Origin of the sequence: Shewanella sp. AS16 (assembly GCF_021412365.1) — a bacterium.
Taxonomy (GTDB): Bacteria; Pseudomonadota; Gammaproteobacteria; order Enterobacterales; family Shewanellaceae; genus Shewanella; species Shewanella salipaludis.
The window spans coordinates 446,023-461,231 of record NZ_JAKCLK010000002.1 but is presented as its reverse complement, the minus strand read 5'-3'; the positions used below and the strand labels follow the sequence as shown (position 1 = coordinate 461,231).

Sequence of the window (15,209 nt, the reverse complement as noted above, 5' to 3'; positions counted from 1 at the left end):
ATGAAAATCCTCTCCCTGCTCGGCTCAGCCGCCTGATATGGTGATTTCGTCAAAATTTAGCCAAAAAAATGGTCTTAAGTACAGTATTTACGCAATAATTTACGTTATTTTCCTACATAAATTGTTGCGAATTTGGGGTGGAATGGGGAAGGATAACTGCTGAAAATGTGCCTTAGCGAGTGAGATTCCGCTCTAGGGTGAAATATCTTAATCTATTGTTTAAAAGCCCACTTCATTCGCGTATTCTAATTGGCACCAGCCAGCAAGTTAATGACGCGGATCTCCATCGGCAGAGCATGCTTGGGTTTGGTAGGCCTCATACTCATAAAATTAAATGTCGCATTTCAGGATGTCAAAATGTCAGATATTCGCCAACAAGCACTCGATTATCATGAATTCCCGGTTCCAGGCAAAATGGCAGTTTGTCTGACCAAGCCGGCTCAAAGCAGCCACGATCTCGCCCTCGCTTACAGCCCGGGAGTGGCAGAGCCTGTGCGTGAAATCGCCTCGGATCCTGTCAATGCTTACCGTTATACCAATAAGGGCAACACGGTTGCCGTGATCTCCAACGGCACCGCCATCTTGGGTTTGGGTAATCTTGGCCCCTTGGCCTCCAAGCCGGTGATGGAAGGTAAGGCCCTGCTCTTTAAGCACTTTGCCAACATAGATGCCACGGATATCGAAGTGAAGCATCGCACGGCGGAAGAGTTTATCAACACGGTTGAAGCCATAGCCGACACCTTCGGCGGCATCAATCTGGAAGATATCAAGGCTCCCGAGTGCTTCGAAATCGAGAAAGAGTTGATCGAACGCTGCAATGTGCCCGTATTCCATGATGATCAGCATGGCACCGCCATTGTGACGACCGCCGGTATGCTCAATGCGCTGGAAATCCAGGGCAAGTCGATAGAAGATGCCGTCTTCGTCTGCATGGGCGCGGGTGCCGCAGCGATCGCCTGCATGACCATGTTGGTCAAGTGTGGTGCCCAGCGTGAGAATGTGTACATGCTGGACAGGAAGGGCGTGATTCACACCCGTCGCGACGATCTCAATGAATACAAAGCCTTGTTTGCCAATAACACGGATAAACGCACTCTGCAGGACGTGATCAAGGATGCAGACGCCTTCCTGGGGCTGTCGGGACCTAATGTGATCGGCGCCGAAGAGATCGCCATGATGGCACCCAACCCGGTGATTTTCGCCTGTTCCAACCCGGATCCCGAGATCAATCCTGAGCTGGCACACGCCACCCGCAGCGATCTCATCATGGGCACGGGTCGCAGCGATTACCCTAACCAGGTCAACAATGTCTTGTGCTTCCCCTTCATCTTCCGCGGTGCCCTGGACGTGCGTGCCTCCTGCATCAACGATGAAATGAAGATTGCCGCGGTGCATGCCCTTGCCGCCCTGGCGAAGGAACCCGTACCCGCTTCGGTACTCGAGGCTTACCCTCAGGTCAGTTCATTGAGCTTCGGCCCTGACTATGTGCTGCCTAAGCCAATGGATCCAAGGTTGTTGCCTAACGTCGCCCGTGCCGTGTCCCAGGCGGCGATCGACTCCGGCGTTGCCACTATTCCGACCCTGCCCGAACACTATCAGGTGTAAGGCGTTCTGCTACCAAAGGACGAATGATAGAGAATAGAGCATAGAGAAAAGGGGCCTTAGCCCCTTTTTTATTGCCTGCAACAAACATGCTGCCCCTGGCTCTAGCTCTAGCCCTTGCCCGGGCACCCAGGCCATAGGCCGAGTCTGCTTCCTGCCCGCATCTTTGCCCCGGGGCGGGTGCCCCTTTCCTGCCGGTTGCCTTTTAATCTTTCCTGCTGAATAATCGCTGGAGCCTTTGGCGCGCGATGTTGGCTCATTTCAACCAGAATCATCACAATAATAATCCTGCGGGTAAGCGGATAAATGAAACTCACGCGAATGTTAACTAAAAAGTTAACCAGTTTTTGGTTAACCTCACTGGCGGCCGTTGCCTTCGTCTGCCTACTCATCGCAGTGATGAGTTTCATGCAGCTGACTTATAAGTTTCAGCAACAGAAGGTGATGGAGCTCGAATCCATGCTGGTGGAGCACTACCAGGCCGAAGGTGACTGGAGCCTGGATGCCTGGTTGCCGCCCATGCTGATTGCCTACAATGCCGGGGCCTTTCGCCTGAGTTTGGAGCGGGAGCTCTTGTTCGAATACGAGGGCAATACCCACGACCTGAATCTGATCGTCTACGACCATGTGCTGGACAGTGAACATGGCCTCAGAATGTATCTCACCTTGCCTCAGCCCTTCGCGCGCCATAGCCTGGGGTGGTATGAGCTGCTGATCTTCTTGGTGGGTATGACGGCGATCGCCCTCTTCGTCCGCTTCGGCTATCTATGGTTGTCGCGGCAATTGGAGGGCATAGAAGAATTGGCACAACGCAGTCAATTGATCCTGCAAGGCCGGCATGACCAGGCGCTGGCCACGCCGGGCAAGGGCAAGCCCAGGCTGATTAACCGCGCCCTGACCCACTTGCTCGAGGCGCTGCAGGATGCCCATAAGGAGCGTGGGCGCCTGGATAAGTTCATTCGGGCCAACACCTTCCTCGATGCAGAAACCCAGATAGGCAATCACCTGTTTCTGAAGAACCGCCTGAATGCCCTCAGCGATGAGCATGGGATGATCACCTATGGCGTCTTGTACTTGCTGGAGATGGACGATCTCGACGCCCTGGAGGCCAGCCTGGGGGAGACGCCGGCGCTGGAGTTGCTGCATGGGACTATTGCCGGCATCAACCGGGTGTTGCTCACCCAGGCTGACAGCATCTTTGCCCGCCGTTCCCGTAACCAGTTCGCCGTGGTGGTGCCACAGATTTCCCTCGGTGAGGCGGATAAACTGGCGGCCAGATTGCTGAAGGTTTGCCTGAGCCAACCCTTACCCGAGTTTGACAACAGAGACAATTTCTACCATTTGGGTGGTGCCTACTTCGAGGCGGGGGACGCGCAGGAGCAGTTGGTCGAAGAGGCGGATATGGCGCTGAGGGCCGCGCAGCTGCAGGGCAACAGCAACTGGTTCATGTACGATAAGGGCATAGTCGACGACAAGCTGTTCAAGAGCAGCGTCCGTTGGCGCAGTTTTCTGGAAAATGCGCTGGCCAACAAGCAGTTTCTGGCCTTCAGTCAGCCCATAATGGACTCGGACAATCAGCTGCACCATGAAGAGATCTTCACCCGGGTCCGCGACGGGCAGGGCGGTATCATACTGGCAACCAGCTTCATCCCCATGGCCAACAAGTGTGGTTTGATGCCGCAGATAGAAAGGCAGATCCTCGAGCGGGTGTTGTTCGGCTTGCTCAGCGATCCCGACAACGGGAGCGTCAGGTACAGCGTTAATCTCAGCCTGGATTCACTGCTGAGCCGCAGTTTCATGCGTTGGTTGCAGACCAGCCTGTTGGAGCATAGGCATCTCACCTCCAGACTCATAGTCGAGGTGACGGAGGAAATGGTGATCCACCACAGGGAGCGGCTCAAGCCACAGCTGGATATGATACGCAAGATGGGGGTCACCCTCTGTGTCGACCATGTAGGCCAACAGGTGGTAGGCACTTATTACATCAAGGAATACCATTTCGATCTGGTTAAGCTGCATAGATCCATCGTCAGGCAGATACATGTCCGTCAGGAGAATCAATTGTTTATCCGCAGCCTGATCGGCGGTCTCTATCGTGCCGATGTGCAGATCTGTGCCGAGGGGGTCGAATTGTTCGAGGAGTGGCAGACCCTGAGGATCCTGGGGGTGAGTGCGGCCCAGGGATTGTATTTTCGTGAGCCGGAAGAAACCCTGGGTTAACTTTGAGATTAGTTATAGGGAATTGGCGAAATTTTGTTACAATGCCCACATTCGACCTATGGCTAATGTCTAGAACATTTATCTATAAAATTAACCAATTAGCGGTTAATATATCGGACGTCAATATTCTGACGCAAAAGATATCACATATCTATGGCATGTATGTCTGAGTGGTAGTGGCGGTAAAAACGGGAATAATGGGTTGATTATCAACCACTAGAGGTACAGTCAGTTTACATGGGTAACAGTCTTTTGGGTAAGTTTGCCTTCTGGCAAAAGCCACAGCCAGTGACCGACTTGGGCATCTATGTCGGCGCCGATAGCCTGTGGGTCTATCGGGCACCGACCCAGGAGGGGCCGGCGACGGTCAGCGAGATCGGTCTGCAGGCCGAGGATTGGCTGCAGGCGTTTGCCTGTGTCGTCAAACAATTTGGCCAGGCACGGGTCTCTGTGCTGCTGGCCGCCAGCCGTTACCAATTGCTACTGGCAGACAAGCCGCAGGTCGAGGCCCAGGAGATGCAGCAGGCATTGCTCTGGTCGATAAAGGACATGGTGTCCATCCCCGTGAGCCAGATCCATCTGGACTATTTCGATTATCCCTTGCCAGGTATCACCAAGGTGAATGTTGTCGTGACCGACAGCAGCAGTCTGAGCCCCATGGTGCGGGCCATGATAGACAGCGGTCTGGAGATAACCAGCATAGGCATAGAAGAATTGGCTATGAGCAATCTGTTTGTCGACGACCCCCAGGCCAGGCTGGTGCTGAGTCATCAGCCGGGTCAGGAATTGTTGCTGACCGTGGTGAAGCAGGGGCAGCTGTTGATGCAACGCCGGGTGCGGGGATTCAGCCGCATAGACAAGATGTCTGCCGAGGACTTGTCGCTGGGGACGGCGGACAACCTGAGCCTGGAGATTCAGCGCTCTATGGATTATTTCGAGAGTCAGCTGCGCCAGGCGCCCGTGGCCTCGATCGAAGTGCTGATGGAGGGGCCCAGCCGGGAGCTGACGCAACTGCTCGGCGGTCAATTTAATCAGAAGGTGAATTTGCTCGAACAAGACACAGTGGCTGCCCATATGGCGGCACTGGCATTGGCCGAACTCAGCCGGGAGGATGCGTGATTAAGACCCGGGTTAACCTCTTTCGGCTCAGCTTACTGCCGCCTCAGCGGCGGTTGACCCTGACGCGCCTGGTCGCTGCCCTGGGTGTCCTGCTGGTGTTGACGCTGCTGACCAGCCTGTTGAGCCATTGGCAGCTGTCCCGGCTCGAACAGCAACAGCGCCTCGCCACGGCGCAGCAACAGAGATTGCAACAGCAGAAGTCGGCGCTCGAAGCCAGGCTTCAGGCCCATAAACCCGATGCAGCCCTGGTGGCCAAGGTCGAGTTACTGAGCCAGCGCCTGGAGCTGAAACGCCTGCTGATGGGCGAGCTGAGTCAGCGGGCATCTTTGACCAGCCACGGCTATGCCTCGCTGCTGAAAGATTTGGCCCTGGTGGCCGACAGCAATATCTGGCTGAGCCGCATCAAGGTCGATGAACAGGCCTATGTTTTCGAAGGTTATAGCCGGCAGCCCCAGGGCGTGCCTCAATGGATCGCCAGACTCGAGTCCACTCAAACCCTCAAGGGGGAGACCTTCGCCACCATGACCATGGATCAGGGCGATGACAAGCCGCTGGCCTTTACTCTGACCAGCATGGCTGCGAAGGAGGAGGGGCAATGAGGCAAAGATGGCGCCTGGGGGTCGACACATTTTCCGGCCTGAGCCGCCGCGAACGCGGCATGATAGCCCTGGCGACCAGCCTGCTGGCGCTGTTCTTATGCTACTTGCCGCTGGAGGCCGTGTGGTTGAGCCAGGCCAAGGCAAGCAAGACCCTGGCGTCCCTGACCCAGGAGAATGCCCTCTCGACCCAGCAACTCGAGCTGTATCGCCAGCGCCTGTCCCTGGATCCCGATGCAGATTACCGTCAGCGACTGGCGGGCCTGGAACAACAGATGCGTGAGTTGGACACCCGACTCGACGCCCAGATGGTCGACATGGTGCCGGCAAACACCATGCCGCAACTCCTGGCCGAATTACTGGGAAAGGTCAAAGGCATAAAGCTGTTGAGTTTCGCCTCTATCCCGCCCGTGCCTCTGTTGCAGGTGGGAGAGACCGACAAGAAGATGAATCTCTACAGCCACGGCATAGGATTGACGCTGGAAGGGGACTACTTCAGCACGCTGCGTTTCTTCGATGAGGTAGAAGCCATGCCGAATAAGTTGTACTGGAAGCGTCTGGACTATCGGGTCCATGACTATCCCAAGGCGCATATCGAACTCGAACTTTATACCTTGAGCATCAATAAGGATTTTATCAGTGTGGCGAAATAAGCTTGGCGTGAGCCTGGTTGTCTTGTTGACCGGGATGTTGCTCTCTGGGGTGCAAGCCCAGGCGCTCAGAGATCCTACCCTGCCGGGCACGGGGGCCGTCGCCGGCTCGCCCCCGGTCGCCCCCCAGAGTGATAATTTAGTCCTCAGCAGCATAGTCAGCTCGGATGCATCGGCATTTGTGGTGATTAATGATGGTATTTATGCGGTTGGCGATGTCGTACAGGGTGTACGCATAGTCGCCATAGACAGTCGCTCAGTGTCGCTGTCTGACGGCCGTAAGCTGGATTTGTTTCACGCCTTGGCTGACAAGCAATAACGGCGAGATAGGAAAATAACAACAATGAATGGAATGAAATATATTGCGCCTCTGCTGTCACTCTGCTTGTTGGCCTGCCAGGCGACAGACAGGCCACAGCCCAGGGCCTCGAAAGACGCCCTGAGCCAGGCGACGCAGCCCGCGGCCAAGAAGAGCCCCATGCCGCCCGCCGCGATGCCGGATGCGGTGCAGCAGGAGTTGAGAGCCGGTGGTCTGCTGGCGGGACTCGCCACCGGGCTGCAGACTGAACGTCGTTTCGACGTCTCGGCCCATGATGTGGCCGCCCGGGTCTTCTTCCCCAGCCTGGTGCAGGGCACGCCGCTGAGCGTGGCCGTGCATCCGGATGTGCAGGGCAGCATCTCTTTGTCGCTCAAGGGCGTGACCCTGAGCGAGGCCCTGCAGGTAGTGGAAGACATTTACGGCTATGAAGTCAGCCGCGAGGGACGGGTTTTGCGGGTCTTTCCCGCCGGCATGCGCACCGAAACTTTTTCGCTCAATTATCTGTACATGGAGCGCGACGGCATCTCCCTGACCTCAGTGAGTTCGGGGCGCCTCTCGGACGAGAGAAACAACAACAGCGGCGGCAATTCGAGCAACAACAGAAACTCGAACAACAGCGGCTCGAACAGCGGCAACAGCAATAACGGCAACGATACAGGCAACGGCACCTTCATCCGCTCCAGGACCAAGACAGACTTCTGGGGGGAATTGCAGGCGACCCTGGTTTCCATCATAGGCAAGACGGGTGAGGGCCGCCAGGTGGTGGTGACCCCCCAAGCCGGCCTGGTGACGGTGCGCGCCTACCCCAATGAATTGCGCCAGGTGAGGAGCTTCCTCAGCAGCGCCGAGCAACATCTGCAGCGGCAGGTGATCCTCGAGGCCAAGATAGTCGAAGTCACCCTGTCGGACGGCTATCAGCAGGGCATTCAATGGGATAATGTGCTGGGCAGTGCTTTCGCCGATGGTAATACCAAGATAAATTTTTCCACTTCGGCCGGCCCTGGGCTGACGGATCAGATTGCCACCGCCCTGGGCGGTCTCACCAGTCTCAAGATCCAGGGCTCGGATTTCAGCACCATGATCAACTTGCTCAGTACCCAGGGTGATGTGGACGTGCTCTCCAGCCCCAGGGTCACTGCCTCCAATAACCAGAAGGCGGTGATCAAGGTCGGTCAGGATGAATACTTTGTCACGGACGTGTCCTCGACCACAGTGGCGAGCACCACGCCCATTACCTCACCCCAGGTGGAGTTGACGCCTTTCTTCTCCGGCATAGCCCTGGATGTGACGCCGCAGATAGATAACGAGGGAAATGTGTTGCTGCATGTGCATCCCTCGGTGATAGATGTGAAGGAGCAGACCAAAGACATCAAGGTCAGCGATGCCTCACTGCAGTTGCCACTGGCGCAGAGTGAGATCCGCGAGTCGGATACTGTGATCCGCGCCGCCTCCGGCGATGTGGTGGTGATCGGCGGCTTGATGAAGAGCGAGAACATAGAGACAGTGTCCAAGGTGCCGCTGCTGGGGGATATCCCCTTCCTGGGCGAGGCCTTCACCAATCGCAGCCGTTCCAAGAAGAAGACAGAGCTGATCATCTTGCTTAAACCCACAGTGGTCGGCAGCGATACCTGGCAGAACGAGTTGAAGCGTTCCAAGGCACTGCTGGATCGCTGGTATCCAGAGGCGCAATAGGTGTCCATGTACCTGCAGCATTTCGGTCTGGCCCAAGCGCCTTTTTCCCTGACCCCCAACACGGGCTTCTTCTTCGGGCTGCAACCCCATGTCGAAGCCTTGCAGGTGCTGCAGATAGCCTTGCAGACGGGGGAGGGCTTCATCAAGGTGACCGGAGAAGTCGGCACAGGCAAGACGCTGATCTGCAGGAAACTCATCAACGAGTTGCCGGCAAAATTCCGTTGTGCCTATCTGCCCAACCCCTATCTGACACCGTCGGAGTTGCGCTGGGCAGTGGCTTTGGAGCTGGGGCTTAAATACGCCGCCAACATAGATCAACAACAACTGACCAGCCTGATCCAACAGCAATTGCTGGCGCTCAGCGCCCATGGCCATTCCATCGTCTTGGTGCTGGATGAGGCCCAGGCCCTGCCGGACGAGAGCCTGGAAGCCCTGCGGCTGTTTACCAATCTGGAAACCGAACAGCGCAAGTTATTGCAGGTGGTATTGTTCGGCCAACCCGAACTCGATGACAGACTGGCATTGAAATCCTTTCGGCAACTGCGCCAGAGGATCACCTTCAGCTATGGCCTGCGGCCGTTGACATTGGACGAGAGCGACGCCTACATCAGGCATAGACTGGCGGTTGCCGGCCGTCAGGGGCAAGCCCTGTTTGGCAAGCGTGAGACCCTTAAGCTGGCCAAGGCATCCAGGGGGATCCCCAGATTGATCAATATTATTGCCCATAAGAGTCTATTGCTCAGTTTCGGCGAAGGTTGCAGCACTGTGACGGCGAAACACTGTCTGGCGGCTATTCGCGACACGGAAGATGCCTATCCTGTGCCGCACCGCGGCTGGCGCTGGCTGCCGCTGAGCCTCATGGGGATAGCGCTGCTGGCATTTGGCTGGAAGCTGTTACCCGGAGCCTGGCTATGAGCGTGATCAATCAGATGTTACAAGACCTGGATAAACGCCAGCAGCCCCATGCCCTGGCTGCCACAGCGCCGGGGCAACTCGGCTATCCCGGCAGGGCGCAAACCCATAGAGGTTATTGGCTCCTGGCCTGTGGCCTGTCGCTCGTCCTGGGGGGACTCGGGGTCTACGGCGGGCTGCAGCTCTTCTCCTCGTCAGCCGCGGCCCCAGCCCCTGAGGTTAAAAGCCGTCAGGCGGCCAAGCTGGAGAGGGCGCCGTCTCAGGCCCAGACTCAGACACAAGTCCAAGCCCAGACTCAAGCTCAGGCCCAGCCTCAAGCCCAGGTTCCAGACCAAGCCCAGCCTCAGGTCCAAGCACAAGCCCAAGCCCAGGCTCAACCCCAGGCTGAGGTCGAAGCACAGAATGGCACTGCAGGGCAGACGCCGGCTCAGGGGCGTCAGTCACAAGCAGTATTTGAGCCGAGCGCAGTATTTGAACCTAGCACAGCACTTGAATCGAGAGCAGTATTTGAACCTAGCGCAGTATTTGAACCGAGAGCAGCGCAGCCGACAGAGCTGCGTAAACGTCCGTCTGCGGCTGTGCCTGTCGACACACATGCCAGCGGGCAGGTATCCAAGAGTGTGCAGCTCAGGCGGGCAAGGCTCGGGGATGCGGGGGATAGCCGGCTTGCCTCGCCCAAGGGCCGGATGGCGGTGACAGAGGTTAAGCTGACTCGGGTGCAGCTGGCGCAGAAACGCCTGAGCCTGGCGACCGAGGCGGAGCAGGGGGGCCTGCTGCATGAGGCCGCGACGCATTATGCCGAGGCCCTGGCGCTGGATCCCGCCCTGCATCCGGCCAGGAAGCAGTTGGCCGCGTTGCATTATGGCCAGGGCAGGCTGAATGAGGCGGCCGAGATACTGCAGCAGGGGCGCATGCTCTTCCCGCAGGAGTTCGAATTTACTTTGCTGTTGGCGAGGGTGCAGGAGGCCGGCGGCCAGGGCGCCGCCGCGCTGGCCACCCTGGAACAGCTCCCCGATTCGAGTGAACTGGCAGGGCAGAAGTGGCTGCAACAGAGCGAGCTGGCCCAGAAACTGGGGCAATATGCCTTAGCCGAACAGGCCTACCGTCTGCTGCTGCAACGGGAGCCCCGGCAGGGTCGCTGGTCCATGGGGCTGGGTTATGCCCTGGATTCACAACAGAAATATTTGCCAGCGGCCGAGGCCTATCGTTATGCCCTGGCACAGCCGGGTCTGTCGGCGGCGGCCGTGGCCTATGTAGAACAGCGCTTGGCACAGTTAGAGGGCAAGCCATGAAACCTAAATTAAAGATGCGTCTGGGCGATCTCCTGGTCCAGGAGCAGATCATAGGCGAGGCACAGCTGCAGGCGGCATTGACCGAGCAGCGCAGCACGGGCAAGAAGCTGGGCCGTACCCTGATAGACATGGCGGCGCTGACCGAAGATCAGCTGCTTAAGTTCTTGTCGCAGCAGCTCAATCTGCCTTACCTGGACATCAGCAGGCGCTCCATAGCGCCCGAGATAGTCAACCTGCTGCCAGAGGTACAGGCCAGGCGTTATCGCGCCTTGGTGGTCGAGGCTCAAGAAGATGGCGTGCTGGTGGCCATGAGCGATCCCGCGGATCTGCAGGCGCTGGATAATCTGGAGATACTGCTGGCGCCCAGAAAACTTGCCATAGCCGTGGCCCCAGAGCAGCAGCTGCTGCAGGCCTTCGATCATCTTTATCGGCGCACCGAGCAGATTGCCCAGATAGCCGGTAAGCTCGAAGAAGAGTATGCCGCCGATGAAATCTTCGATCTCGCGGGTCTGACCCAGGGAGACAGTGATAACGAGACCACAGTGGTCAAGTTGCTCCAGTCTATTTTCGAAGATGCGGTGCAGATGCGCGCCTCGGACATACACATAGAGCCGGGTGAGAAGGCGCTGCGCATCCGGCAGCGTATCGATGGCCAGCTGCATGAAAACCTGCTGCCCGAGGTGAACATAGCCGCGGCGCTGGTGCTCAGGCTCAAGCTGATGGCCGGGCTGGATATTTCGGAGAAACGTCTGCCCCAGGATGGGCGTTTCCACATGGAAATCAAGGGCCATAAGATAGACGTGCGTATGTCGACCATGCCCATCTACCATGGCGAATCCGTGGTGATGCGTCTGCTGGATCAATCCGCCGGGCTGTTGACCCTGAATGAAACCGGCATGCCGCCACAGATACTGGCGCGCATTCGCAAACAGATTCAACGCCCCCACGGCATGTTGCTGGTGACAGGGCCCACGGGCAGCGGCAAGACCACCACCCTCTACGGCATCCTCAGTGAGCTTAACACTGCGGATCGCAAGATCATCACGGTCGAAGATCCAGTGGAATACCAGTTGCCACGCATCAATCAGGTACAGGTCAATCACAAGATAGGCCTGGATTTCTCCAACGTGCTGCGTACCACGCTGCGCCAGGATCCCGACATCATAATGGTGGGGGAGATGCGTGATCAGGAGACGGTGGAAATCGGTTTGCGGGGCGCCTTGACCGGCCACTTTGTGCTCTCGACCCTGCATACCAACGATGCCGTCACTAGTGCCCTGCGGTTGTTGGACATGGGCGCCGCCAGCTATCTGGTGGCCAGTGCCCTGAGGGTCATCATAGCCCAGCGTCTGGTGCGGCGTGTGTGCAATAACTGCGCCTGCGACTACCGGCCGACGGCCCAGGAGAGCGCCTGGCTCGCCAGTGTCAGTCACAGGGACTTTTCCGGGGCCAGGTTCCGTGTCGGCAACGGCTGCCAGAGTTGCAATGGCAGCGGCTACCGTGGCCGTATCGGCATATTCGAGATCCTCGAACTCGACGACAGCATGATAGAGGCCATGCGTACCGGCAATCCGCAGGCGTTTGCCAGTGCCGCCCTCAACAGCAAAAACTTTACCCCTCTGGCCGAGTCGGCCCTGACTTACCTGAGCGAAGGCATGACCACCCTGGAAGAGGTTGCCAAGTTGGTGGAAGATGTCAGCGAGGCCAGGGTGCCGCTGTCCGACGATCTCATGAGCCGTCAGAGCCTGGCAGACTGATATGGCCAATTACCAGTATCGCGGCCGCGGCGCCCGCGGCGAAGAAGTGAAAGGTTATCTCGAAGCGGCCAGCGAGAGCGCGGCCGCAGATCAGCTGTTGGCGCGCGGGGTGATCCCCATAGAGTTGCAGCATGCCAAAGAGACCAAGGAAATTAATTTCTCGTCCTTGTTTGGCCGCAAGGTAAGCCTGGATGAGCTGCAAATTTTTACCCGGCAGATGTACTCGCTCACCCGCTCCGGCATCCCCATACTGCGTGCCATCGCCGGCCTGTCGGAAACCACACATTCGCAGCGCATGAAGCTGGCATTGAATAATATTTCCGAGCAGCTGGTCTCGGGACGGCCATTGTCGTCGGCGATGAATCATCATCCGGATGTGTTCGACGCCCTGTTTGTCTCCATGATCCATGTGGGGGAGAACACGGGTAAGCTGGAAGATGCCTTCATTCAGTTGTCCGGCTACATAGAACGTGAGCAGGAGACCCGCAGGCGGATCAAGTCGGCCATGCGCTACCCCATGTTCGTGCTGTTCACCATAGCCATCGCCATGGTGGTGCTCAACATCATGGTGATCCCCAAGTTTACCGCCATGTTTTCCCGCTTCGGCGCCGAGCTGCCCTGGGCGACCAAGCTGCTGATCGCGACCTCGAATCTATTCGTCAATTACTGGCCCTTGATGCTCCTGGGGCTCGGCGGCGGCTTGGTCGGCATACGTTACTGGCATAAGACGGAGCGTGGCGAGAAGCAGTGGGATCGCTGGAAGCTGCGCATTCCCGTGGTGGGCAGCATAATAGAGCGCTCGACCCTGTCGCGCTATTGCCGCAGTTTTTCCATGATGCTCAGCGCCGGCGTGCCCATGACCCAAGCCCTGAGCCTGGTGGCCGATGCCGTGGATAACGCTTATATGCACGACAGGATAGTCGGCATGCGCCGCGGCATAGAGTCGGGCGAGGCCATGCTGAGAGTCTCGGCCCAGAGCCAACTCTTTACCCCGCTGGTGTTGCAGATGGTGGCCGTCGGTGAGGAAACTGGGCAGATAGATCAGTTGCTCAACGATGCCGCCGACTTCTATGAAGGCGAAGTGGACTATGACCTCAAGAATGTGACCGCCAAGCTGGAGCCCATATTGATAGGCATAGTGGCTGTCATCGTCTTGGTGCTGGCCCTGGGGATCTACTTGCCCATGTGGGACATGCTCAATGCGGTCAAGGGCGGCAAATAGGCGGATAGCTTAAGTCTGGTCGAGGGAGGTGACAGGATGCGGCGTGAACAGAAGGCCGAGAGTGAGTTGTTGGGGGTCTATGGCGGCATGATGACCCTGGTGCCTGTGCTGGTCATAATGGCGATTATCGGATTCAAATATTTTTCCGGGTTGCCGCAGCTGGCGAGCCGCAATTTGGAGCAGGAGCATACACGCCTGTTAAACGTGCTGGCCATGGTGCGTTCCCAATGGCTGTTATTGGGCAAACCCCGGGCGCTGCCGCTGAACTGGCAAACCACGGCGGAACAGCCAACTCAGGCGCCGGGGCGGGTGCGCATGAGCGGGCGGGGCTGGCCTCTGCCCGACAGCCAGGATGATGCGGGTTGTCGGGCGCTGTGGCAGCAATTGATGGGCAAAGATCCCGCAGCCTATGCCCTGACGGCCAGTTACCGGGCGAGCGATGACACTTGTCGTTTCGCACAGGAACAGGGCGACAGCCTGGTGTATCGCCTTGATTCCGGCGGAGTCATTTTTTTGACGAATTAATAAAATATTGTTAAAACAGGGGGTTTTTTAAACTGCTTTAACTGGTAGAATAAATGCTCTTGTGATTGGGGTGCAGCGGATGAAACGTAAACAAACCGGTTTTTCACTCATAGAACTGGTGATAGTGATAGTGATATTGGGCCTGTTGGCCGCAACGGCGATCCCGCGTTTTTTAAACGTGACGGATGAGGCCGAAGATGCCAGCGTCGACGGTGTAGCCGGTGGCTTGTCGACCGCAGTCAGCTTTGTGCGCTCCCAGTGGGAGGTCGATGGCCGTTTGAACTCCAGCGTAGTGCTGGACGGCACCAGCGTGTCGCTGGATCCACGCTTTGGTTACCCTACGGGCCTGAGCAATACCTCTGCGACCGCAATGACGAACGCTAGCTGCCAGGAAGTCTTCGATGCCGTGCTCCAGAGTTCGCCCCGTAACGTGCTGATCGACGCCGATGCGCGTAATCAACGCTATGCGGTACAGGTGCTGGGAGCGGGCGGCGGCGCTGCGACTTCTATCGCGGGAGCGGCAGTGACCGGCGTGGACCTGTGTCTGTATTACCAGGTGACATCGCTCGTGCTCAATACCACCAGTGGCGTGGCGTCACCCGTGCCAACCCAGACTACGGCCGGCGCCAGGGGCATTACCTATAACCCTGCTACCGGCCAGATAGACAGCTTCAGCAATTGAGTATGAGTTTTAGATTTTCATAATAGATTCCAACAAACCAATAGATTCACAGTTAACAAAAATACGGATAGAGGTCTTTAATGCAAAAGCAACAAGGTTTTACCCTGATCGAATTAGTAGTGGTCATCATCATCCTCGGCATCCTGGCGGTTACCGCCGCGCCCAAGTTCATCAACCTGCAGGGCGATGCTCGGGTATCGGCGTTGCAGGGCCTGAAAGGCGCGATTCAGGGCGCCAACAGCTTGGTTTATTCAAAAGCTGCCTTATCGGGTAGCGAAACAGGCGATACCACAGTCACTATCGCAACCGGTGTTACTGTGGCGACTCTGGATGGTTACATGAGAGCCACCGAAGCTGCCTTGGAAGCGGGTATGGATGTAGGTTTCGATCCTCTGGCAGACCCTCAGACAACGGCTGAAGATTGGATCATTAACGTAACGGCTGGAACACCTGGAACAGCGGTAATTTCCCAACACGGTGCGCCTGCCGGTTGCTTCTTGACCTACACAGAAGCGACTGCGGCCGTTGCAGAGGATGCTACTGCCACTCCTCCTGTTGCAGCAGTAGCTGCCGCTGCTCCACAGTATGTTATTACAGCTACTGGTTGTTAATCTTCAGTGA

Annotated in this window: 14 protein-coding genes; all 14 read left to right on the top strand. The window is 57.2% G+C overall.

The window, feature by feature from the left end; translation table 11 throughout:
- Positions 1–357: 357 nt before the first annotated feature.
- The gene (locus LZP73_RS06805; protein WP_169563880.1) at positions 358–1,605 is read left to right on the top strand and encodes a malic enzyme-like NAD(P)-binding protein; all 1,248 of its coding nucleotides are present in this window, start codon (positions 358–360) and stop codon (positions 1,603–1,605) included.
- 303 nt (positions 1,606–1,908) lie between these two features.
- Positions 1,909–3,822 (top strand): RNase E specificity factor CsrD, encoded by a 1,914-nt coding sequence (gene csrD, locus LZP73_RS06800; RefSeq protein WP_234233707.1) that lies wholly within the window; start codon positions 1,909–1,911, stop codon positions 3,820–3,822.
- Positions 3,823–4,059: 237 nt separating this feature from the next.
- The gene (locus tag LZP73_RS06795; protein ID WP_234233706.1) at positions 4,060–4,941 is read left to right on the top strand and encodes an MSHA biogenesis protein MshI; all 882 of its coding nucleotides are present in this window, start codon (positions 4,060–4,062) and stop codon (positions 4,939–4,941) included.
- Complete coding sequence (locus LZP73_RS06790; protein WP_234233705.1) at positions 4,938–5,540, top strand: PilN domain-containing protein; 603 nt, start codon at positions 4,938–4,940, stop codon at positions 5,538–5,540. The genes LZP73_RS06795 and LZP73_RS06790 overlap by 4 nt, the downstream gene beginning before the upstream one ends.
- The gene (locus LZP73_RS06785; RefSeq protein ID WP_234233704.1) at positions 5,537–6,190 is read left to right on the top strand and encodes a type II secretion system protein M; all 654 of its coding nucleotides are present in this window, start codon (positions 5,537–5,539) and stop codon (positions 6,188–6,190) included. Before LZP73_RS06790 ends, LZP73_RS06785 begins: the two co-directional genes overlap by 4 nt.
- Entirely contained in the window at positions 6,177–6,506 is a 330-nt protein-coding gene (locus LZP73_RS06780; protein WP_234233703.1) for an MSHA biogenesis protein MshK, read from the top strand. Before LZP73_RS06785 ends, LZP73_RS06780 begins: the two co-directional genes overlap by 14 nt.
- A 24-nt stretch (positions 6,507–6,530) precedes the next feature.
- Complete coding sequence (gene mshL / locus LZP73_RS06775) at positions 6,531–8,198, top strand: pilus (MSHA type) biogenesis protein MshL (RefSeq protein ID WP_234233702.1); 1,668 nt, start codon at positions 6,531–6,533, stop codon at positions 8,196–8,198.
- Positions 8,199–8,204: 6 nt separating this feature from the next.
- Positions 8,205–9,113, top strand: coding sequence for an ExeA family protein (locus LZP73_RS06770; RefSeq protein ID WP_234234241.1), 909 nt, complete (start codon positions 8,205–8,207; stop codon positions 9,111–9,113).
- On the top strand, positions 9,110–10,402 hold the full coding sequence (locus LZP73_RS06765; RefSeq protein ID WP_234233701.1) for a tetratricopeptide repeat protein: 1,293 nt from the start codon (positions 9,110–9,112) through the stop codon (positions 10,400–10,402). The genes LZP73_RS06770 and LZP73_RS06765 overlap by 4 nt, the downstream gene beginning before the upstream one ends.
- Complete coding sequence (locus LZP73_RS06760) at positions 10,399–12,159, top strand: GspE/PulE family protein (RefSeq protein WP_234233700.1); 1,761 nt, start codon at positions 10,399–10,401, stop codon at positions 12,157–12,159. Before LZP73_RS06765 ends, LZP73_RS06760 begins: the two co-directional genes overlap by 4 nt.
- Before the next feature lies 1 nt (position 12,160).
- Positions 12,161–13,381 carry a type II secretion system F family protein gene (locus tag LZP73_RS06755; protein ID WP_234233699.1) on the top strand — a complete coding sequence of 407 codons (1,221 nt, stop codon included), beginning with the start codon at positions 12,161–12,163 and terminating at the stop codon, positions 13,379–13,381.
- 36 nt (positions 13,382–13,417) lie between these two features.
- Entirely contained in the window at positions 13,418–13,906 is a 489-nt protein-coding gene (locus tag LZP73_RS06750; protein ID WP_234233698.1) for an MSHA biogenesis protein MshF, read from the top strand.
- A 79-nt stretch (positions 13,907–13,985) separates the two neighbouring features.
- Positions 13,986–14,588 (top strand): prepilin-type N-terminal cleavage/methylation domain-containing protein, encoded by a 603-nt coding sequence (locus LZP73_RS06745; RefSeq protein ID WP_234233697.1) that lies wholly within the window; start codon positions 13,986–13,988, stop codon positions 14,586–14,588.
- A gap of 80 nt (positions 14,589–14,668) precedes the next feature.
- A complete protein-coding gene (locus tag LZP73_RS06740) occupies positions 14,669–15,199 on the top strand; it encodes a type II secretion system protein (RefSeq protein WP_234233696.1) in 531 nt (176 codons plus the stop codon).
- Positions 15,200–15,209: the final 10 nt, after the last annotated feature.